A 20,390-nucleotide genomic window follows, 5' to 3' on the forward strand; every position below is an offset into this window, starting at 1 on the left:
GTCACGTGGCGGCCGCGCCCCGCCCGGCCGGCGCGCCCGCCCGCCTCGCGTGCACGCCTTGCCCGGCCCAAGGCCGGCGACGTCGTGCGCCGCCGCCCGCCGCGCCGCGCGGTCAGCCCGGGTGGGCCGGGTCGGAGAGCCCGTCGGCGACCCGGGTCCACGAGGCGCCGGACTGCTCGTAGAGGCCGAGGTCGGTGGTCTGCACGACGATCGAGCTCGTGCCCCGGCCCGCCGTCAGCGCCACCGCGCCCTGCAGGCTGGGCAGCTCCTCGGTGTCCCCGCCGATGCGCACGAGGTAGGGCCGCTGGCCGGGGTCGGTGGCCGTGCGACCGAGCACGACCAGGGTCGTGGAGTCGACCCAGGCCACGTCGGTGGCGTCGACCAGGCGGGCCCCCACCCGCGCCTGCGTGGTGCCGATCGACCGCGGGGTGTCGTCGGCGTCGCGCTGGACGCCGGCGACCTCGATGAGGACCGAGCCGCCGGACTCCCGGATCACCGCCACGCGCGAGCCCTCCCTGGAGACGCTCAGCCCGCGCACCACCGAGCCGTCGAGCCACGGGGCGTCCACCTCGGTCATCCCCCCGCTGGGCACGGCGGCGCGCAGGGCGCCACCGTTGCTCCGCTCCCCCGTCCACGCCCAGCCGTAGCGGTCGAGAGAGGGGGCGAGCAGGTCCGTCCCCGAGGCGATGAGCCGTGCGCTGCGACCCGCCGACGGCGCCGCCATCAGCCGGGTGGGGCCGTCGAGGTAGACGTGGGAGTCGGGCGGGTCGGCCGGCGAGGAGGCCGGGGCGGAGGCGGTCCCGGTGCGCGGGGTCGCGGCGCCGTCGACCCGGACCGCCAGCCCGTCCTCGAGCTGGACGAGATCGCCGTCGGCGACCGCGAGCAGCGGCTGGGCGGTGTAGGGGTAGGTGGGCAGCTGCGGGACGGAGCCGATCGCCAGCGCGCTGCCGCCGACGGTGACGGTGACGTCGGTGATGCCCTGCACCGTGGTCAGGGTGCGCTGGAGCTGGGCCACGAGCAGCTCGCGCTCCCGGGTGCTGGCCTCGAGGACGTCGTCCGTGAGGTCGACGGTCGCCACCCCGTCGGCGACGTTGACCGAGCTGAGCAGCAGCCGGGTCGACGTCGGGACCGGCATCATCACCGCCGGCTCGAGCCAGGCGGAGGGGCCGGCGAGGATCCCCTGGACGAGCGAGGAGGCGAGGTTCTGCGCGGGGTAGTGGCGCAGGTCGGCCACGAGCGTCTCGCCGTCGGCGGCGGGGAAGTACAGCGGCACCGCCTCGAACTGCACCGAGAAGGACTCGGCCGACATGAGCACCCCGTCCTCGAGGTCGATGATGCGCCACTCCCCCTCCTCGTCGCGGGCCAGGGAGAACGAGGTCTGCACGGCGTTCTCGGCGGCGGCCTCGGTGTAGTGCCCCGAGCCGTCGACGACGGCGTGCAGCTGGGTGGAGACGGTGACCCCGCCGTCGTCGGTGGTCATGAGGTCGGTGACCTCGGAGTCGGGGTAGACGCGGGTCTGGGCCAGCGGCTGCCACTCGCTGGCGGCGCCGCCGCCGAGGAACTGCCGGGCCACGGAGAAGTCGTCGGCGAAGCCGGCCGCGCTGGCCCGCAGGAAGCCCTCGACGATCTCCTCGGGCTGGGCGCCGTCCTGCGGGCCCTGCGCGGAGAGCACGAGCGAGGGCTCGGCGCTGACGGTGGGGTCGGCCGCGACCACCGGCCCGTCCCCGGGCAGGCTCGCGCAGCCGGCGAGCGCCAGCAGCGCCGCGAGCGCCGCGGCGAGGACCCGTGCGGCGCGGCGGGCAGCGGGACGGTGCGCGTTCATCAGTCCGCCTCCCGTTCCGGTGACGTGACCTGGCCGGAGAGCTCGACGAAGGGCGCGGCGAGGGAGGGCTCGACGTCGTCGTCGGGCCACAGCTCGATCGGGCTCGGCCCGACCGGTTCGCCCTCGGTGCGCGGCAGGACGAGCAGGAAGGCGGCCCCCTCGCCCGGCCGGCCGGCGGCGGCGAGCGCGCCGCCGTGCAGCCCGACGTCCTCCTGGGCGATGGACAGGCCCAGCCCCGTGCCGCCGGTGGTGCGGGTGCGTGCCGTGTCGCCGCGCCAGAACCGGTCGAAGACCCGCTCGGCCTGCTCCTCGGACATCCCCACGCCGTGGTCGCGCACGAGGACCGCGGCGGTCTGCTCGTCCGCCCCCACCGTGATGTCGATGGGCCGACCCTCGGAGTGCTCGACGGCGTTGACCAGGAGGTTGCGCAGCACCCGCTCGATCCGGCGCGCGTCGACCTCCGCGGTGCACGAGGGGGTGGCGCGGTGGACCCGCACCTCGGCGCCCTTGCGCTCGGCGAGGATCTCGTGGCCGGCGACCACGCCGTCGACGAGGTCGCCGATGTCGGTGGGGCCGACCTCGAGGATCGCCGCGCCGGCGTCGAAGCGGGAGATCTCCAGCAGGTCGGCGAGCATGTGGTCGAACCGTTCGATCTGGGCCACGAGCAGCTCGGCCGAGCGGCGCACGGGCGGGGCGAAGTCCTCGCGCTGGTCGTGGATGAGGTCGGCGGCCATGCGGATGGTCGTCAGCGGGGTGCGCAGCTCGTGGCTGACGTCGGACACGAAGCGCTGCTGGAGGCGGGAGAGCTCGGACATGTCCGCGATCTGCTGCTGCAGGGAGTCGGCCATCTCGTTGAAGGACTCCGCCAGGAGGGCGACCTCGTCCGAGCCGCGCACGTCCATGCGCTCGTCGAGCAGGCCGGCCGCCAGGCGCTCGGCCGTGCGCGAGGCCTGCCGCACCGGCCGCAGCACCCAGCGCAGCACGAGGGCGGACATCCCGGCCACCAGGAGCACGAGCGCGACGGCGGCCAGACCGAGCACCGAGGTGACCACCCCGATCATCTGCTGCTCGGGCTCGAGGGAGTAGAAGGTGTAGAGCTCGTACTCGCCGGCCACCGGCAGCAGGACGGGTGCCCCGACGACGATCCCGGGCACCTCCTCGCCGTCGACGACGAGGGTCACCGACTGCCAGTGCAGGTTGGCGCCGGGCTCGACCGCCGAGCGCATCTCGGGGGTGACGAGCTCGCGCAGGCTGCCCGAGCTGGCGGGCTCGAGGATCGTCGGTCCGGTGGCGTGGTCGTCGTCGCGGGTGATGACCGTGCCGACGATCCCGGCCGAGGCCCCCTGGCTGAGGTCGACGATGTCGGTGGCGATCTGCTGGACCTCGCTGGGGGTGGCGGCGATCGCCCCGTCGAGGTTCGTCTGGGCCTCCGAGGCGCGGTCGGCGGCGTCGGCGATGACCTGCTCGACGCGCGCGTCGAAGAACCGGTCGCGGATCTGGGAGGTGATGACCGCGGCGATGACGCCGATCCCGACCATGCCGACGACGAGGGTCACGGTGACCACGCGCACGGCCAGGGAGCCGCGCCAGCTGCGGGCCGCGCCGAAGAGCCGCCGCCGCACGCGGGTGCGCCACGAGCGCGGGCGGGGCGCGGTCGCGGTGCGGGCGTGCGTGTCCGACCGGACCATGGCGGTTTCCGTCGTGGCAGGGGTCCCGTCCGTCGAGGTCGCGTCCGGGGACGCCGCCCCGTCAGGGGGTCCGTCGGCGTCGTCGCCGCTCACGCCTGGATGGGTCCGGCCCGGTAGCCGACGCCGCGGACCGTGACGACGACCTGCGGGTTCTCCGGGTCGATCTCCACCTTGGCCCGCAGGCGCTGGACATGGACGTTGACCAGCCGGGTGTCGGCCGAGTGGCGGTAGCCCCACACCGTCTCGAGCAGCTGCTCACGGGTGAAGACCTGACGCGGCTTGCGGGCCAGCGCCACGACGAGGTCGAACTCCAGCGGGGTCAGGGCGATGAGCTCGTCGCCCCGGCGGACCTCGTGCGCGGCGACGTCGATCTCCAGGTCGGAGATCCGCAGCCGCTCGGGGTCGACGTCGTCCTGGCGGCGCAGCCGCGCACGGATCCGGGCGACGAGCTCCTTGGGCTTGAACGGCTTCTGCACGTAGTCGTCCGCGCCGGCCTCGAGACCGGCGACGACGTCGAGGGTGTCCGAGCGGGCCGTGAGCATGACGATCGGGACGTCGGACTCGGCCCGGATGATGCGGCAGATCTGGATGCCGTCCAGGCCCGGGAGCATGAGGTCGAGCAGGACGATGTCCGGGTGGGTCTGCCGGAAGGTCTCCGGCGCGGCCGCGCCGTCGGCGACGTGGACGACGTCGAAGCCCTCGGACTGCATGACGATGCCGATCATCTCGGCCAGGGCGATGTCGTCGTCGACGACGAGGAGTCGCGCGTTCATGGCCCCAGTGTCCTACACGACGTGGGCACTTCACCCGGCGGGCGCGCCGAGGATGCGTGGCACGATGTCGTCGGAGCGAGACCGGGAGGTGCTGGTGGGACAGGGGACGAGCGACGACGGCGCGTACCGTCCGGGCGGTGCCGACGGCCCGCCCGGCGGGTGGGGCGAGCCGACCGCACCCGGTGGGTGGGGCACCCAGCCGACGCCCGGCGGGTGGGGCGACCCGACCGCGCCCGGTGGGTGGGCCGACCCGACCGCGCCGGCGGGCCGCTACGGGCAGTACGGCCCGGCCACACCGCCCGCGCAGGCGTACGGGCCGTACGGCCCGCAGCCGGGCACCACACCGCCGACGAGCCAGTACGGGCAGTACGGGGCGCCCGCGGGCGGCCCCCCGCCGCCCGGCACCCCGGTCGGCGGCGGGCCCGGCGGGTACGGGCAGTTCGGCGCCGCCGACGCGCCGGGGACCGGCAGCTGGGCGGCGGACACCCTCGCCGGCGGGCAGCCCGGGATCGTCCCGCTGCGGCCGCTGCGGGTCGGCGAGATCCTCGAGGGGGCCTTCCGGGCGGTGCGCCACAACCCCGGGACGATGTTCTTCTACGCCGCCGTCGTCAGCATCCTCACCGTCGCCCTGTCCTTCCTCGCCTCGTGGACCTCGACCTCCGCCGGCGGAACGCTGACGATCGAGGAGTCCACCGGTGTCCAGGCGCTGGGCTCCTTCGTCATCGGCGGCGTCAGCGCGCTGACCACCCTCATCGCCACCGGCGCGCTCGTCGTCTCGGTGAGCCGCTCCGCCATCGGCCAGCGCGTGACGATCGCCCAGGTGTGGCACGCGGTCCGGGGCCGGATCCCCGCCCTCATCGGGCTCACCCTGCTCATGCTCCTCATCTTCTGGGGACTGGCCATCCTCACGGTCATCATCGCCTCCTTCATCCTCTTCGCCGTCCTCGCCGGCCTGCTCTCGACGTCCCCGTCCTCGACGACCGGCTTCGTCACGGTCTTCTCCGCGATCCTCGCCGTCTTCGCGGTGGCGGCGATCCCGGCCGCGATCCTCGCCGTGCGGACCTCCATGGCCTACCCGGCGGTGGTCCTGGAGAAGGCCTCGCCCGGGCGTGCGCTGTCCCGCTCGTGGGCGCTGAGCAGGGGGTCGACGTGGCGGCTCATCGGCATCTACCTCCTCGCCGGGATCATCGCCGCGGTCGTCGCGGGCGTCATCGGCGTGCCCGTCGGGGTGCTCGGCGGCGCCGCGGGGCTGTCGTCGACGGTGGTCGTCGCGCTGACCACGATCGCGTCGGTCCTCGTCAACCTCATCATCACCCCCTTCACCGCGGGAGTGACCTCGCTGGTGTACATCGACCAGCGCATGCGGCGCGAGGGCCTCGACGTCCAGCTCGCCCGCTCCGTCGGACGTGGCTGACCGCGCCGTGCCGCTCCCCCGCGTCGAGGTCCCGGTCACGCCCGACGCCCCCGAGGCGCGGGACTGGGCCGTCGAGGAGCTCTCCCGGCGGATGTACGACGACTCCCCCGGACCGATCTCGCGATTCCTCGACTGGGTCGGCGGGCTGCTGGACGGACTGTCCGTCGGCGGTGGCGGCGGCGCCGCCCCGGCGGGGACGCTGCCCCTCCTGGTGGTCGCCGCGATCGTCGTCCTGGTCGTGCTCGCCCTCACCCTGTCCGGCCCGCTGCGCAGGCGCGTGCGGCCCCGCGGTGGGCGGGCCGAGGAGGTCCTCTTCGACGACGACCGCGGCTCGCGCGACCTGCGCGCCGCCGCGGACGCCGCCGCCCGGGCCGGGGACTGGGACCTGGCCGTGACCGAACGCTTCCGCGCCGTCGTGCGCTCCCTGGACGAGCGGGCCTTCATCGAGGACCGGCCCGGTCTGACCGCGCACGAGGCGGCCGGCCTCGGCTCGGCCGCGCTGCCCCCGGTCGCCGCGGAGCTGACCTGGGGCGGTCGGCTCTTCGACGGCGTGCGGTACGGCGACGCGCACGCCACGCCCGGCGACGACGAGCGGCTGCGCGCGCTCGACGACGAGGTGCAGCGCGCGCGCCGCCCCCGGGGCCAGGCCCCAGAGGAGTCCCGCGCGGCCGAGCTGCCACCCTCGCTGTCCGGGGTGTGGCGATGAGCACGCCGGGTGGGGCCGGGACCACCGACGCGACCCGGGCGGGCGCCGAGGACCCCGCGCGCAGCGGAGACCTCGTGCCGGAGGTCGGTCCGGCGGTCGGCCCCGCCGGCCCCGGCCCGTCGCGCCGGTGGCGCGTGCTGCGCGTCGTCCTCGTGGTCCTCGCCCTCGTCGCCGTCTCGGTGCTCGTGCGGGCGTGGACCTCGGAGCGGGACGACCTCCCGCTCTCGGCGCACAACCCCCGCCCCGACGGCGCGCAGGCGACCGCGGAGATCCTGCGCGACCAGGGGGTCGACGTCGACGTCGTCGACGACCTGCGCACGATCCTCGACCTCGCCTCCCCGGGCACCACGGTCCTGGTGACCAACGCCCGCCACCTCAGCCCGGAGGCCGCGGCGCAGCTCGCCGGCACCGCCGCCGACCTCGTCTGGATCGACCCGGCGACGCCCGCGCTGCGCGAGGCCGGAGTCCCGCTCGCCGCCGTCGGCGGTGGCGGACCCGGGCCGGTGCGCGCCGCCTGCGACGACCCCGACGCGAGCGCCGCCGACCGGATCGGCGGCTTCCGCGGCGGCCTGGAGCCCACCGACGACGCGGCGGGGGTCACCGCGTGCTTCCCCGGCGAGTCCGGCGCGAGCGCCTACGCCGTGTGGGCGGACGAGGACGCCGACCGCACGGTGCGCGTCCTCGCCGACGGCGACCTCATGACCAACGCGCGGCTCGACGAGGACGGGCACGCCGCGCTCGCCCTGCGGGCGCTGGGCCACCACGATCAGCTGGTGTGGTTCACCCCGACCGAGCCGGTGGCCGCGGTCGACCTCGACGAGACGCCCCCGCCGGCGGCGCTGTCGACCGGCTGGCTCACCCTCGTCGGGTGGGCGGCGGCCTTCGCGGTGCTCGTGCTCGCGCTGGCGCGCGGCCGGCACCTCGGGAAGGTCATCCCCGAGCCGCTGCCCGTCGTGGTCCGCTCCGCGGAGACCGTGCGCGGGCGGGGCACCCTCTACCGTCGCTCCGGGGCCACCGCCCACGCCGGGGCCGGGCTGCGCGCCGGCACCGCCGGCCGTCTGGCCAGGCGCCTGGGCCTGCCCCGGGCCGTGCACCGGTCCGACCTCGTCGCGGCCGTCGCCGCCGCGAGCGGACGCAGCGAGACCTGGGTGAGCGACGTGCTCTACGGGCCACCCCCCATCACCAGCACCGAGCTCGGCGAGCTGGCCACCGACCTGGACAACCTGGAGAGCGAGGTCCACCGATCGTGACCCACCCCCGTGACGACGAGCGGTTCGCACCGCACGACACCCCCTCCTGGGCTCCCGGGCGGCCCGCGCAGGGCGGCGCGCCCGGCCCGGCCGCCCCCCACGGCGGGCCCCAGCACGGCATGCCGTCTCCCGGCGTGCCCTCCCCTGGCATGCCGTCTCCCGGCGGACCGCAGCCTGGTCCGACCGAGCAGGGAGCCCCACGGCAGGGATCGCCCCAGCAGGGCGGCCGGCCACCGGTTGCCGGTCCGCAGCAGGGCCCCGGCCGCGCCCCGGGCACGGGGCGCGGGCACGCCGAGTCGGACGAGGCCCAGGCTGCGCGCGAGCGCCTCGGTGCGCTGCGTGCGGAGGTCGGCAAGGCCGTCGTCGGGCAGGAGGGTGCGGTCACCGGGCTGCTCATCTCCCTGGTGGCCGGCGGCCACGTCCTGCTCGAGGGCGTGCCCGGGGTCGCCAAGACGCTGCTCGTGCGCACCCTGGCCACCGCCCTGGACATGGACACCAAGCGGGTGCAGTTCACCCCCGACCTCATGCCCGGCGACATCACGGGCTCGCTCATCTACGACGCGCGCGCCGCGGAGTTCTCCTTCCGCCCCGGCCCGGTGTTCACCAACCTCATGCTCGCCGACGAGATCAACCGGACCCCGCCCAAGACCCAGTCGGCCCTGCTCGAGGCCATGGAGGAGCGTCAGGTCACCACCGACGGCGAGGCCCGGCCGCTGCCCGACCCGTTCATGGTCATCGCCACCCAGAACCCCGTCGAGCACGAGGGCACCTACCCGCTGCCCGAGGCCCAGCTCGACCGGTTCCTGCTCAAGCTCGTCCTCGACCTGCCCGCCCGCGAGGAGGAGATCGAGGTGCTGCGCCGCCACGCCGACGCCTTCGACCCGCGCGACCTCGGTGGTGCGGGCGTGCGCCCGGTTGCCGGCCCGGCCGACCTCGCCGTCGCCCGCCGGGAGGTCGCCCACGTGGAGGTGGCCCCGGAGGTGCTCGGCTACGTCGTCGACCTCGTGCGCGCCACGCGCACCTCCCCCTCGCTGTCCCTGGGCGTCTCCCCGCGCGGTGCCACGGCGCTGCTGGCGACGGCGCGCGGCTGGGCCTGGCTGACCGGCCGCACCTACGTCACCCCCGACGACGTCAAGGCCCTCGCCGTGCCCACCCTGCGCCACCGGCTCGCCCTGCACGCGGAGGCCGAGCTCGAGGGCGTCACCGCGGTCGGCGTCCTGCAGGGGCTGCTGTCCACCGTCCAGGTCCCGCGCTGATGCTGCCCACCCCGCTCGCCGCGGCCTTCGCCGCGCTCGGGGTGGTGGCCGTGGCGCTGCACCCCACCTGGGTGACGCTGGCGATCTGGGCGGTCGTCGTCGCCCTGGTCGTCGTCGTCGACGCGCTGCTCGCCGCCGACCCGCGCAGCCTGCGCATCACCCGCGACGTCGCCCGCACCGTCCGCCTCGGAGGCTCGACGACCTGCACCGTCACGGTCGCCAACGACGGCCGGCGCCGGGCCCGCGGCGTCCTGCGCGACGCCTGGCCGCCCTCGGCGGGCTTCGGCGAGGACGCCGGGCCGGAGCGGGCCGGCGCCGACCGGCACGCCCTCGACGTCCCGCCCGACGAGCGACGCCGGATGCGCACCACCCTGGTCCCCTCCCGCCGGGGCGAGCGCACGGCCGGCGCCGTGACGGTGCGCCTGCGCGGCCCGCTGGGCCTCGGCGCCCGCCAGCGCTCGGTCGAGGTGCCCGCCGCGCTGCGGGTCCTGCCCGCGTTCCGCTCGCGCCGGCACCTGCCCTCGCGCCTGGCCCGGCTGCGGGAGATGGACGGCCGGGCCAGCGTCCTCGTGCGCGGGCAGGGCACGGAGTTCGACTCGCTGCGCGAGTACGTCCTCGGCGACGACGTGCGGGCCATCGACTGGCGGGCCACCGCTCGCCGCGGCGACGTCCACGTGCGCACCTGGCGTCCCGAGCGCGACCGGCGGGTGCTCGTCGTCGTCGACTCGGGACGGCTCTCGGCGGCCCGGCTCGGCGACGCGCCGCGGCTGGACGCCTCCATCGAGGCCGTGCTGCTGCTCGCGGCGCTCGCCTCCCACGCGGGCGACCGGGTCGACGTCGTCGTCGTGGACGCCGGCGTGCGGGCGCGGGTGACCGGCGTGGCCGGGCCACGGCTCATGCCGAGCCTGGCCGAGGCGCTGGCCGGGGTCGAGCCGGCGCTGCTGGAGACGGACTGGACCACCGTGGCCCAGGCGGTCGGCCAGACCCTGTCCCAGCGGGCACTCGTGGTGCTGCTGACGGCGATCGACCCCTCGACGATGAGCTCGGGCCTGCTGCCGGTGGTGCGGCGCATGGCCCGCGACCACACCGTCGTCGTCGCCTCCACCGAGGACCCGGCCGTCGAGGAGCTGCGCCAGGACCGCTCGACCACGACCTCCGTGCACGACGCGGCTGCCGCCGAGCGGGTCGGGCTCGAGCGGGAGGCCGTGGCGGTGCGGCTGCGTCAGGCGGGGGCCGACGTCGTCCAGGGGCTGCCCGAGCAGATCGCGCCGCGGCTGGCCGACACCTACCTCGCCCTCAAGGCCGCCGGCCGGCTCTGACCGCCCGCGGCGCGCGGGACCGGGGTGCGCGGGTCTGCGGCGGGCTCAGCCCGCCTCGGCGAGGCGGTAGCCGGCCTCGTCGTCGGACAGGTCCGCGCTGAGGCGCTCGCGGTGCGCGCGGCCCCCGGCCCACATCGTCCACACCCAGAACGCGATCCAGACCAGCGCCCCGATGACGATCTTCATCCACCACTCGAGCGCGGTGGAGCCGGTGACGAACCCCTCGACGACGCCGGAGACGAGCAGCACGACCACGAGCGCCGCGGCGACGGTGATGGTGGTGCGGCCCTCGGTGGCCAGCGCGGTCATCCGGCGGCGCGGTCCGGGCACGAGCATCGTCCAGAAGAGCTTGAGGCCCGCGCCGCCGGCGACGAAGATCGCCGTCAGCTCGAGGAGCCCGTGCGGGGCGAGCAGCGAGAAGAAGACGGTGAGGTCGCCGTGGACGGACATGATCGCGCCGGCCTCGCCGATGCCCACCGCGTTGACCGCGAGGATCTGCGCCGGCAGCACGCCGGTGATGCCCAGGCCGATCGTGCGCGCGGCGATCCAGGCGTTGTTCGTCCACACCTGCGCGGCGAAGTCGTGCGAGGGGTAGTTGGAGTAGTAGGCCGCGAACTGCTCGTCGGCGTAGTTCTCCAGCTGGCTCTCGGTGCCCAGCTCGGCCATGGCGCCCGGGGTGGTGGCGTAGTAGAAGCCGGTGGCGAGCGCCACGAGCAGGAAGACGACCGTCACCCCGTGCGTCCACCAGCGCACGCGCCACAGGGCCAGCGGCATGGTGACGGTGAACAGGCGGCGCAGCGCGTACCAGCTGATCTCGTGGCTGCCGGCGATGCGTCCGCGGGCCCGCGCCAGCGTGTCCGAGAGCCGGCCGGTGACGTAGGCGTCCGAGGCGCGCGTGCGCACGCGGGAGAGGTCGGCGGAGGTGGACTGGTAGAGCCGGACGAGCTCGTCGGCCTCCTGTCCGGTGAGGCGCCGGCGCGCGGCCAGCTCGTCGAGCCGCTCCCACCGCCCGGAGCGCACCGCCCCCAACGCCTCGGCATCCACGACCAGTACCCTGCCACACGTGACCGCCCCGCCCGCCCGCCGCGTCCCCGCGCAGGACCAGGCGGGTGCCCTGACGGCGGCGGGCCTGGCCGGGGACGTCGTCGTCACCTCCGAGGCGGTCGCCCTGGACCTGGCCCCGACCGGGTTCGCCACCCGGGTGCTCTCCGGCCTGCTCGACGCCTTCGCCTACGTCCTCGGGCTGGGCGCCTCGCTGCTGCTCGTGGTCGGGCTGGCGGACGAGAACCTCAACGACGCCCAGCTGCAGACGCTCGTCGTCTCCCTCATGGCGCTGTGGTGGGTCGGCGTGCCGATGACCGTCGAGACGCTGAGCCGGGGCCGCACCCTGGGGCGGATCGCCACGGGGACCCGCGTGGTGCGCGACGACGGCGGCCCCGTGCGGCTGCGGCACTCGGCGGTGCGTGCGCTCGTGGGGGTCGGCGAGCTGTGGATGACCGCCGGCGGCGGCGCGGTGATCGCCTCGCTGGCCTCCGCGCGCGGCCAACGCCTGGGCGACCGGCTCGCGGGCACGATCGTCGTCTCCGTGCGGGCCGCCGAGGCGCTGCGCCTGCCGCTGGTCATGCCCCCCGAGCTCGGTCCGTGGGCGGACTCGGTCACCGTGCGGCCGCTGCCGGCGGGGCTGGCGGCCGCGGCGCGGGACCTGCTGGGACGCACCGCGCTGATGACCCTGCCCACCCGCGCGGCGGTGTCCCGCTCGCTGGCCGCGCAGATCGAGCCCTACGTGTCGCAGCCGGCGCCGCCGGGGGCGAACCCCGAGCGGTTCCTCGCCGCCGTGCTGGTCGTGCGCCGGGACACCGAACGGCGGCGCCTCGCGGAGGCCCAGGAGAAGGAGGACCGCGCCTCCGCCCTCATGCTGCGCCTGCCCTACGACATCCCCGACCACCCCTGACCCACGGTCGGTCGTCAGGGTCTAGCGCCGCGGGCTCGCCGCCGAGGTGGACCACTCCCGGCGGAGGCAGACCTCGCAGAAGTCCTTCTCGACCGGGCTGGGTCCACCTCGGCGCGAAGGGGCGGGGTCAGGCGTCCCGGGCGTCCTCGGCGTCGTCCTCGCCCTCGGCGTGCGCCCCGGGCGCCGGCACCGTCGGCTCGGGAGCGGGGTCGACCTCCCAGGTCTCGCGGTCGGCCCGGGGAGTGCCGTGCTCGTAGGGCGCGGGCTCGATGTAGATCTGCAGGCGCAGCGGCACCGAGGCCCGCGCGCGCCCCTCGGCGGCGTCGATGGCCCGCGCGACGTCGGCCGCGGTCTCGGCGGCGGGGACGGCGACCTTCGCGGCGACGAGGACCTCGTCGGGCCCCAGGTGGAGGGTGCGCATGTGGATGACGCGCTCGATGTCCTCGCCGTCGACCAGGGAGGCCTCGATCGCGTCGTGGTGCTCGGGCAGGGCGGACTCGCCGACGAGCATCGAGATCATCTCGCGGGCGAGGAAGACCGCGATAACCACGAGCAGCACGCCGATGGCGGCCGAGCCGATCGCGTCCCAGCGGCCGTCGCCGGTGCCGAGCGTCATGCCGACGCCGAACAGGCCGAAGACCAGGCCCAGGAGCGCGCCGGTGTCCTCGAGCACGATGGTGGGGATCTCCGGCGAGCGGGACTCCTTGAGGTAGCGCCACCACGACCGGTCCCCCTTGGCGGCGGCACCCTCCTTGAGCGCGGTGCGCAGCGCGAACCCCTCCATCGCCATCGCGGCGAGCAGCACGACCACCGGCACCCACTGCCAGTCGGTGATGGGGTGCGGGTCGGAGTACTTGTGCCACGCCTCGTAGATGGCGAACAGGCCGCCGAGGGTGAACAGGATGATGGAGACGACGAAGGCCGCCACGTAGCGCACCCGGCCGTAGCCGAACTGGTGGACCTCCGAGGCCCTGCGCGTGGCGCGCTTGCCGGCGATGAGCAGCAGCAGCTGGTTCGAGGAGTCCGCCACGGAGTGCACGGCCTCGGCGAGCATCGAGCTCGAGCCCGTGAGCAGCCAGCCCGCGAACTTCGCGACGGCGATGCCGATGTTGGCGAACAGGGCGGTGAGGACGGACTTCATGCCGGAGCCGGCGGCCATCGCGGTCCCTTACGGTCGGGTGTCAGGGCCGCGGGGCCCGCGGCGGCATGAGTCTAGGACCGGCACGGAGCCCGCGCGCACCCGGGGCCGGTCGCCCGGGTCGGAGCGTGCGGATGGGGCGCGCCGATGGCGCGCGGGTCAGAGCGCGCGGGGCCCGCCTGTCGTGCGCGTCGGACGCGTGGGCCCGCAGGTCCCGCGCGCAGGTCAGAGTTGGCGGGCCTCGTCGGCCAGCAGGATCGGCACGCCGTCGCGCACGGGGTAGGCCAGCCCGGCCTGCGCCGAGTGCAGCTCCGGGGCGCCGTCGGGGCCGGTCGCGTCGGTGAGCTCCCCGCCGGAGACCGGGCAGCGCAGCAGGGCCCGCACCCAGGGTTCGAGCTCGCCGGTGCCGACCACGGCGCCCTCGGCCCGGACGGTGGGGGCCTCCCGGCCGCTCGCGCTGTCCTCGACGTTCATCCGCGTTCGTTCTCCTCGGTGGTGGACTCCTCGCCGCCGCGCAGCAGCCGCAGGTGGCCCCGGCGGGCGATCTCGTGCTCGGCGCCCGGCGGGCGCGCGGTCACCGGTGCCGGACCGCCGCGCCCGCGCGCGACGGCCCGCTCGGCGGGCCGGTGCTCGCGCGGACCGCGGGCGGCGGCCGCGCGCACGGCGTCGGCGAGCGCCTCGATGTCGTCCGACGACGGCGGGGCCGCCTCGAAGGTCGTGCTCAGCCGGACCGCGTCCCACCCGCGGGGCACCGACAGGCGCGAGGCGTGCACGTCGCACAGGTCGTAGGCGTGCGGCTCCGGGGTGGCCGAGAGGGGGCCGAGCACGGCGGTGGAGTCGGCGTAGACGTACGTGAGGGTGGCCGCAGCCGCACGGGTGCACGACGGCTTGGTGCACTGGCGGACGGCTCTCACACCGCCTGACGCTACCTTCTCGCACCGTCGCCGCGCGGAGGCGGCCGGCGTTCCGTGCACCACTGTCGGCGCCGCTTCCGGCGGCGCTTCCGGCGCCCCTGCCAGCGCTGCTGTCGGCGCCACGACCAGCGCTACTCCCGGCACCACTACCGGCGCCGCCGTCGGCTCCCGACCGGCGCGCGACCCCGGCGGCTCGGCGTCGGGACGGGTGCCGACCTACGATGCTGCGGTGCGTGCGATCGACGGACCCGGCAACCCGGACGCGGACCGGGGCGGGGCACCGGCGCTGCCGGCCCTGCCGGTGCGCCGGCACGGTCGGCGCCGCGACCGGCGCGGCCGTGGCCCACGGGGGCCGCTGCTGCCCTGGCAGCTGCCCGGCTGGCGGACGCGGGCCGACCGCTTCGACGACCTCCTGCTCGACGCCGTCGAGCGCCTGGAGATCGGGTGGGCGCGCGAGCTGTCCGGCGTCGAGGTGGCGGTCGAGGACGTGCCGCCCTCGGACCCGGCGCCCTGGGAGCACCGGGCGATCGCGCTGGGCCGCTACTACCCCGGCGACCGGGCGGCCGGGATGCCGCCGCGGATCGTCGTCTACCGCCGGCCGGTCGAGTCCCGGGCCACCGACGCCGCCGACCTGGCCGACCTCGTCACCGCGGCGCTGGTCCAGCAGGTGGCCGCGATGCTGGGGCGGGCCCCGGAGGAGATCGACCCCGACGTCCCCATGATCTGAGACCGGGCGTCAGCGCACGAGCACGTCGACCTCGGCGGACTCGCGCGGGTCGGGGCTCGGGACGAGCGTGGCCACCAGCCGACCGGTGGGTACCTCGGCGTCGAGCAGCACCACGGAGACCACACCCGGGTCGGGGCTCGCCCCGCCCTGGCCTTCCGCGCCCGCCGACCCGGACGCCTCGGGACCGGCCGTGGCGGACTCCGCCCCCGCGGAGGGTGTCTCGACGGCGAAGCCCTCCGAGGGGGCCTCCGCGTCGTCGCTCGGGCTCTCCCCGCCGCTGGGGGTCTCGGCGTCGCTCGGACTCTCGCCGCCGACCTGGGTCTCGCCGTCGTCCTCGCTCGCCCCGACGTCCTCGGCGGTGACCCGCACCGCGCTCGCCCCGGCGGGCGCGCCGACGACCACCGTCGCGCCCGGCGCGACCTCGACGGTGTCGGTGGCGGTCCCCACCAGGTCGGTGAGCGTGACGACCTGCGTGACCTCGGAGGGGTTGGTCACGGCGACCCGTGCCTGCACACCGAGGTCGGCGGCCGGCAGCACGTGAACGGCGTCGGTGCGCGGGACGCCCGCACCGGTCCAGGCCAGGTCGAGGGCCGTGTCGCCCGACCCCTCGGGGGCCGAACCCTCCTGGGCGACGACGGCGGCCGCGACCACCGGGCCCTCCGCCCGCACACGCACCGCGTGCACGCCGGGGTCCACGCCGGTCAGCGGGACGTCGACGACCGCACCGGCCTCGATCTCCACGTCCTCCGCGCCGCCCAGCTCGCGCCAGCCGTCAGCGGTACCGAGGTCGACGGCGGCGGTGACGGTCTCCTCGCCGGGGTTGGCGATCCGCACGTGCGAGCGCTCCCCGTCGACGACGCCGACGCCGCCGACCACCTGGGTCTGCTCGGGCGGGGCCGAGGGGCCGACGAGGTCGAGCCCGGCCGAGACCAGGCCCTGGGTGCGCAGGTCCTGCAGGGAGGCCGCCACCGGACCGCCGTCGCCGGTCACGTGCAGCGCCAGCGCCTCGTCCTCCACCGAGGCCTCCACGGGGAGCTGGACGCTCTCGCGCGGGGGGACGACGACGTCGGACAGGGCCGGGGCGTCGACGACGCCGCGGCTGGTGTGCACGGTGACGTCGACCTGGACGGGGACCGCGCCGGGGTTGGTGAGGGTGAGCAGGGCGGTCGAGCCGAGCTCGGTCGAGCCGCCGACCAGCCAGGTCGACGACGACGGCGCCTGGCAGGTCTGCGCCGCCAGACCGCGCAGGTCGCCGGCGTCGGTGCGCACGACCATCGCCCCGCCGCCGGTGCCGGCCACGGGCACCTCGGCGCCGCCCACGGTCCCGCCCTCGTCCTCCTCGACGGGCGCGACGGTGAGCACGCCGGGGTCGCCGGCCTCGGCGACCAGGGAGCGCACCTCGGTGTCCCGCGCGGCCACCGTGTCGAGGTCGACGGCCTCGCCGGCGCCGGAGTCCGGGGCCCAGGTCGCCGCCGCGGCGGGCGAGCCGTCGGTGGGCCAGGTGTGCAGCAGCAGCGAGCTGCGCACGGTGCGGTCCCCCTGGTCCTGCTCGGGGTCGGCCGGGCCGGTGTCCTCGGTGGTGGGCACGGGCAGGGGCGCGCACACCGCCGTCGAGTCGGTCGCGGGCAGCCGGACCGCCCAGGGCTCGGCGCTGCCCGTGTCGGGCTCGGGCAGGGCGCTGCCCGCCCACAGGGCCCCGGCCGTGAGGCCGAGGACGGCCAGGGCCCCCACGGTCGCACCCGCCGTGCGGGCGATGCTCGGGCTCACCACTCCTCCTCCCGGCGCACGCGCAGGGGCAGCGCGAGGAGGAACGTGGCCCCCAGCACGACGCCCTGCGCGACGCCCGTCCATCTCGACCACGGCTCGCTGTGCCGCACCTCCAGCTCGCCGGAGGCCCCGGCGGGCACCGCGAAGGCCTGCTGCCAGCCGTGGTCGACGACGGCCAGCGCCGTCCCGTCCAGGGTCGCGCTCCAGCCGTCGTCGGCGCTCTCGGCGAGCAGGAGGACCCGGTCGGCGTCCTCGGCCGTGACGGTGGTGTCGACGTCGAGGGCACCTGCCTCGACGTCGGTGACCGCCTCGTGCTCGACCGTCCCGGCCCCGTCGTCGGCCTCGGCGTCGGTGCCCGGGTCGGTGTCCGGGGCGCCCTCCTCGAGCTGGTCGGCGTCGACCAGCCGGGCCCGGGCGATCGAGGTCGCCGAGCCCTCGACCTGCGGGTCGCGCGAGAGCCGGAGCACCGTGCCGGTCTCGTCGTCGGTGACCAGCTCGAGGCCGGGCACGGAGGCGAGCCGGCCGACCAGCGCGTCCCGGTCGGCCGCCGAGGCGCCCGGCAGCGGCTCGGGGTCGACCACGACCACGCCGACGGCGTGCCGGGCCAGCCGCTCGACGGCCAGCGGTCGGGAGCCGGAGGTCAGCAGGGCCACCGACTCGGCGAGGTCGGCGTGCGCGGGGGCATGGGCGTCGCCGAGGCGCAGCGTCGCGGCGGAGTCGGCCTCCCGGCGCCCGTCGCCGCGCCACAGCTCGGCGGCGACCTCGCCGTCGCCGGCCTCCAGGTGCAGCACGCGCGAGCGGAGCCCGGACGCCTGCTGCTCGACCGAGAGGGCGGGCACGGCGCTGCCGGCCCGGGGCTCGAGCAGGCTCCAGCTGCTGCCCGCCAGCACCCAGCTGGCGGCCGACACCAGCGGGACGGCCACGACGGCCACGGCGCCGAGCGCGGCGACGCCCTGGCGCCAGCCGGCCTCCCGGGCGCGCAGCGCCTCGGGCAGGGCGTCCCCGCCGGCGACCACGGCCAGCAGCAGGCCGAGCAGGACGAGGGAGACCCCGGCGCCCGGCCAGATGGTGGTGCCCACGCCGTGGGCGAGCCCGCCGTCCAGGTGCGCGGCCGCCGCGGCGGTGGCGACGCCGACGGCCACGAGGATCCAGCCCGCGCGCACGGCCCGCACCCGCGCCGGGCGGGCCAGCGCCAGCAGGGCGAGCAGCACGAGGACCGCCCCGGCGGCGAGGACGAGCAGGTCGCGCCAGGGCAGGGACGGCACGTCGAGCACGGAGTCCGGGGCGCCGCCGGCGAGGTCCTGGGGCAGGCCGAGCAGCGCGAGCCAGGTGGGGCCCGGCGCCCGGGCCAGGCCGTGCCCGGGGTCGGCCACCGCGATCTCCAGCGGGCCACGGGCCAGGGCGGTGGCGATCGTCGGGGCGAGCAGCACGACGGCCGGCAGCGGGACGAGCACGAGCAGGCCGCGCCGGCGCGGGACCAGCGGGGCGAGCAGCACGAGGCCCACGACGGCGGCCGGGAGCAGGATCGGCGCGCCCGCCGAGGCCAGCGCGAGCGCGAGGGCGGCCCCGGCGGCGCCCGTGATGGCGCCGGCCCGGGTGGGGCGTCGGGTGCGGGACAGCGCCGAGCCGGCCCCTGCCCCGCCGGAACCGATGGGCCGGTCAGGGTCGGTCCCGGTCGGACGGTCGGCGTCGGGTCCGTCGACCCGGGCGGCGTCGGCCAGGCCCGGTCGGATGACGTCGCGGCGGCGCACCCCGGCGATCCAGGCCACCCCCAGGGCGACCAGCGGCAGCGCCACGTGGGCGAGCACCGCCCCCAGGCGCCCCTGGCCCAGCGAGAGCCACAGGACCGGGGACATCGCCCAGGTCAGGGCGGCGGCGGCGCGCAGCAGCAGGGTGCGGGTCGCCGCGCCGGCGGCGGCCCAGGCGGTGAGCGCGGCCGCCGGCACGGCCAGGAGGACGGCCAGGGTGGCCACCCAGCCGGGCGAGAGCCCGACGAGGTCGAGCAGCCAGGCGGCGCCGGCCGCGAGCGTGAGCAGGGGGTCGGCCGGTCCGGGCGCGCCGACGCCGGCGTCGAGCCAGGTCGAGCGGGCACTCGTCCACAGCTCGCCCGCGCTCCGTCCGAGGTGGGCGAGGGCCCCGCCCACGGGCTGCCCGCCGCCGACGAGCGGCAGCACGAAGGGCAGGGCCAGGGTGAGCACGACGACCAGGACGAGACCCAGGGTGAGGCGACGACGTCGCCCGAGCTCGGCACGCTCGGCGAGCTCGAGCTCGGAGGGGGCCTCGGCGAGGCGGCGCGAGGTGGCGACCTGGCGGCGGATCGCGGCGCGCGCGGACCGGACGTCGCCCGGGGAGGCCTCGAGCTCGCGCAGCCCGGCCCGCGAGCCCCGGCTGACCGCGGCGATCCGACGACGCGCGGCCGGGACCGCCCCGAGGCGGCCCACGAGGCGGGCGACGGAGCTGATCTCGGCCAGCGCCAGCGGGGTGTCCTTGCCGAACGCGCGCCACAGGGCCCGCAGCGGGCCGAGCAGCACGTAGCCCAGGGCCAGCAGCGGCCAGGCCCGGGCGGCGAGCAGCGCGTTGTAGAGCTGGGCGGTGCGTCGGGCCCCGAAGGAGCGGGCCGGTGAGCCCGCGCGGGATCCCGGGTCCGTCGGCGCCGGGTCGGTGCCGGCCGCGTCGTCGGGCCTCCCAGGGGGCGGCTCCGTGCCCGCAGCGCCGGCGTGGCCGGGTCCCTCGAGGACCCGGACACCGCGCGACCCGCCGTCGCGCAGGCCGAGGTAGGCCGCCCGCCGGTGCCGGACGTGCGCGGTGGGCTCGACGACGACCCGGTACCCGGCGGCGCGGATGCGGCGGCACAGCTCGAGGCCGTCGCCGAAGGGGCCCAGGGTCGGGTCGGTGCCGGCCATCGACTCCCACACCGTCGAGCCGACGAGCATGCCCGCCATACCCACGGCGAGCACGTCCTGGCGGTGGTCGTGCTGGCCTTGGTCGATCTCCCGCGGCTCGACGTCGGGCACGCGCCGCGCGCGTCGGGTCGCCCGGACGCCGACCTGCAGGAGCCGGTCCGGCTCGTCCCAGTCGACCTGCTTGGCACCGACGACGGCGAGCGACCGGCCCGCCTCGGCCGCGCGCAGCTGGCGGTCCAGGGCCTGCGGCGCGGGGGCGGAGTCGTCGTGCAGCAGCCAGAGCCAGTCCGGGTGCGAGGCCGCGGCGGGGTCCAGCGCGCCGTCGCGCACCGCCCTGATCTCGCCGGTGGTCACCGGCGAGATCTCACCGGTCGCGGCCCGGAAGCTGGACCCGGTGGCCGGTGCGCCCGCGGCGCCCTCGCGGCGGCCCGCCCGGCGCGCGGCGCGCTCGACGAGCCTGCCGTAGGCGACGAGGCCGGCGCTCACCGCCCGGCCGAAGTTCTCCGCCTCGGGGGCCGTGACGAGCCGGACGCGCGTGACGTCCTCGAGCCCGGAGCGGTGCACGACCTCGAGCAGGGGCTCGCCCGTGCCGATGTCCCGGCCCGGGGCCGCGACGTCGACGAGGACGACGACGCCGGGGTGGTGTCGCTGGCGCGCGACGGCGCCGAGGGTCTCTTCGAGGTAGGGGGTCACCCCGCAGGTGACGATGACCGCGAGCGTCGTCGCCCGGGCTGGTGCTGCGGTGGTTCGCTCGACCACCTG

16 protein-coding genes are annotated in these 20,390 nt (G+C 77.0%); 7 read left to right on the forward strand and 9 right to left on the reverse strand.

The window, feature by feature from the left end; translation table 11 throughout:
• Positions 1-112: 112 nt before the first annotated feature.
• The 3 genes from AC3D3D_RS05030 to mtrA all read right to left on the reverse strand — a co-directional run bounded on the left by AC3D3D_RS05030 (position 113) and on the right by mtrA (position 4,283).
• The gene (locus AC3D3D_RS05030; protein ID WP_463661250.1) at positions 113-1,822 is read right to left on the reverse strand and encodes an LpqB family beta-propeller domain-containing protein; all 1,710 of its coding nucleotides are present in this window, start codon (positions 1,820-1,822) and stop codon (positions 113-115) included.
• Entirely contained in the window at positions 1,822-3,510 is a 1,689-nt protein-coding gene (gene mtrB, locus AC3D3D_RS05035; RefSeq protein WP_463661249.1) for an MtrAB system histidine kinase MtrB, read from the reverse strand. Before mtrB ends, AC3D3D_RS05030 begins: the two co-directional genes overlap by 1 nt.
• Positions 3,511-3,599: 89 nt before the next feature.
• Complete coding sequence (gene mtrA / locus AC3D3D_RS05040) at positions 3,600-4,283, reverse strand: MtrAB system response regulator MtrA (protein ID WP_463661248.1); 684 nt, start codon at positions 4,281-4,283, stop codon at positions 3,600-3,602.
• Positions 4,284-4,347: 64 nt separating this feature from the next.
• Between mtrA and AC3D3D_RS05045 the strand changes: the two genes are divergently transcribed.
• From AC3D3D_RS05045 to AC3D3D_RS05065, 5 genes are all read left to right on the forward strand, one after another.
• On the forward strand, positions 4,348-5,697 hold the full coding sequence (locus AC3D3D_RS05045) for a DUF7847 domain-containing protein (RefSeq protein ID WP_463661247.1): 1,350 nt from the start codon (positions 4,348-4,350) through the stop codon (positions 5,695-5,697).
• A gap of 7 nt (positions 5,698-5,704) precedes the next feature.
• Positions 5,705-6,403 (forward strand): DUF4129 domain-containing protein, encoded by a 699-nt coding sequence (locus AC3D3D_RS05050; protein ID WP_463661246.1) that lies wholly within the window; start codon positions 5,705-5,707, stop codon positions 6,401-6,403.
• Complete coding sequence (locus AC3D3D_RS05055) at positions 6,400-7,653, forward strand: DUF4350 domain-containing protein (protein ID WP_463661245.1); 1,254 nt, start codon at positions 6,400-6,402, stop codon at positions 7,651-7,653. The genes AC3D3D_RS05050 and AC3D3D_RS05055 overlap by 4 nt, the downstream gene beginning before the upstream one ends.
• 149 nt (positions 7,654-7,802) lie before the next feature.
• Positions 7,803-8,909 carry an AAA family ATPase gene (locus AC3D3D_RS05060; protein ID WP_463661354.1) on the forward strand — a complete coding sequence of 369 codons (1,107 nt, stop codon included), beginning with the start codon at positions 7,803-7,805 and terminating at the stop codon, positions 8,907-8,909.
• A complete protein-coding gene (locus AC3D3D_RS05065; RefSeq protein WP_463661244.1) occupies positions 8,909-10,228 on the forward strand; it encodes a DUF58 domain-containing protein in 1,320 nt (439 codons plus the stop codon). Before AC3D3D_RS05060 ends, AC3D3D_RS05065 begins: the two co-directional genes overlap by 1 nt.
• 45 nt (positions 10,229-10,273) lie before the next feature.
• Here AC3D3D_RS05065 and AC3D3D_RS05070 read toward each other — a convergent pair whose 3' ends face one another.
• Entirely contained in the window at positions 10,274-11,272 is a 999-nt protein-coding gene (locus AC3D3D_RS05070) for a stage II sporulation protein M (RefSeq protein ID WP_463661243.1), read from the reverse strand.
• Between the two features lie 19 nt (positions 11,273-11,291).
• Here AC3D3D_RS05070 and AC3D3D_RS05075 point away from each other — a divergent pair, with 19 nt between their 5' ends.
• Complete coding sequence (locus AC3D3D_RS05075) at positions 11,292-12,179, forward strand: RDD family protein (protein WP_463661242.1); 888 nt, start codon at positions 11,292-11,294, stop codon at positions 12,177-12,179.
• A 127-nt stretch (positions 12,180-12,306) separates the two neighbouring features.
• On the opposite strand, the gene AC3D3D_RS05080 is transcribed toward AC3D3D_RS05075, so the two are convergent.
• The 3 genes from AC3D3D_RS05080 to AC3D3D_RS05090 form a co-directional block, all read right to left on the reverse strand.
• Positions 12,307-13,338: a cation diffusion facilitator family transporter gene (locus AC3D3D_RS05080; protein ID WP_463661241.1), complete on the reverse strand. Its 1,032-nt coding sequence runs from the start codon at positions 13,336-13,338 to the stop codon at positions 12,307-12,309.
• Positions 13,339-13,542: 204 nt separating this feature from the next.
• Positions 13,543-13,731: a Trm112 family protein gene (locus tag AC3D3D_RS05085; RefSeq protein WP_463661353.1), complete on the reverse strand. Its 189-nt coding sequence runs from the start codon at positions 13,729-13,731 to the stop codon at positions 13,543-13,545.
• A 56-nt stretch (positions 13,732-13,787) separates the two neighbouring features.
• Positions 13,788-14,231 (reverse strand): DUF3499 domain-containing protein, encoded by a 444-nt coding sequence (locus AC3D3D_RS05090; protein ID WP_463661240.1) that lies wholly within the window; start codon positions 14,229-14,231, stop codon positions 13,788-13,790.
• Between the two features lie 229 nt (positions 14,232-14,460).
• On the opposite strand from AC3D3D_RS05090, the gene AC3D3D_RS05095 reads away from it, so the two are divergent.
• Positions 14,461-14,958 (forward strand): metallopeptidase family protein, encoded by a 498-nt coding sequence (locus AC3D3D_RS05095; protein ID WP_463661239.1) that lies wholly within the window; start codon positions 14,461-14,463, stop codon positions 14,956-14,958.
• A gap of 9 nt (positions 14,959-14,967) precedes the next feature.
• On the opposite strand, the gene AC3D3D_RS05100 is transcribed toward AC3D3D_RS05095, so the two are convergent.
• Both AC3D3D_RS05100 and AC3D3D_RS05105 read right to left on the reverse strand, forming a co-directional pair.
• The gene (locus AC3D3D_RS05100) at positions 14,968-16,725 is read right to left on the reverse strand and encodes a DUF5719 family protein (RefSeq protein ID WP_463661238.1); all 1,758 of its coding nucleotides are present in this window, start codon (positions 16,723-16,725) and stop codon (positions 14,968-14,970) included.
• The gene (locus AC3D3D_RS05105; protein ID WP_463661237.1) at positions 16,722-20,387 is read right to left on the reverse strand and encodes a glycosyltransferase; all 3,666 of its coding nucleotides are present in this window, start codon (positions 20,385-20,387) and stop codon (positions 16,722-16,724) included. Before AC3D3D_RS05105 ends, AC3D3D_RS05100 begins: the two co-directional genes overlap by 4 nt.
• Positions 20,388-20,390: the final 3 nt, after the last annotated feature.

Source organism: Georgenia sp. X1117, from assembly GCF_057784635.1.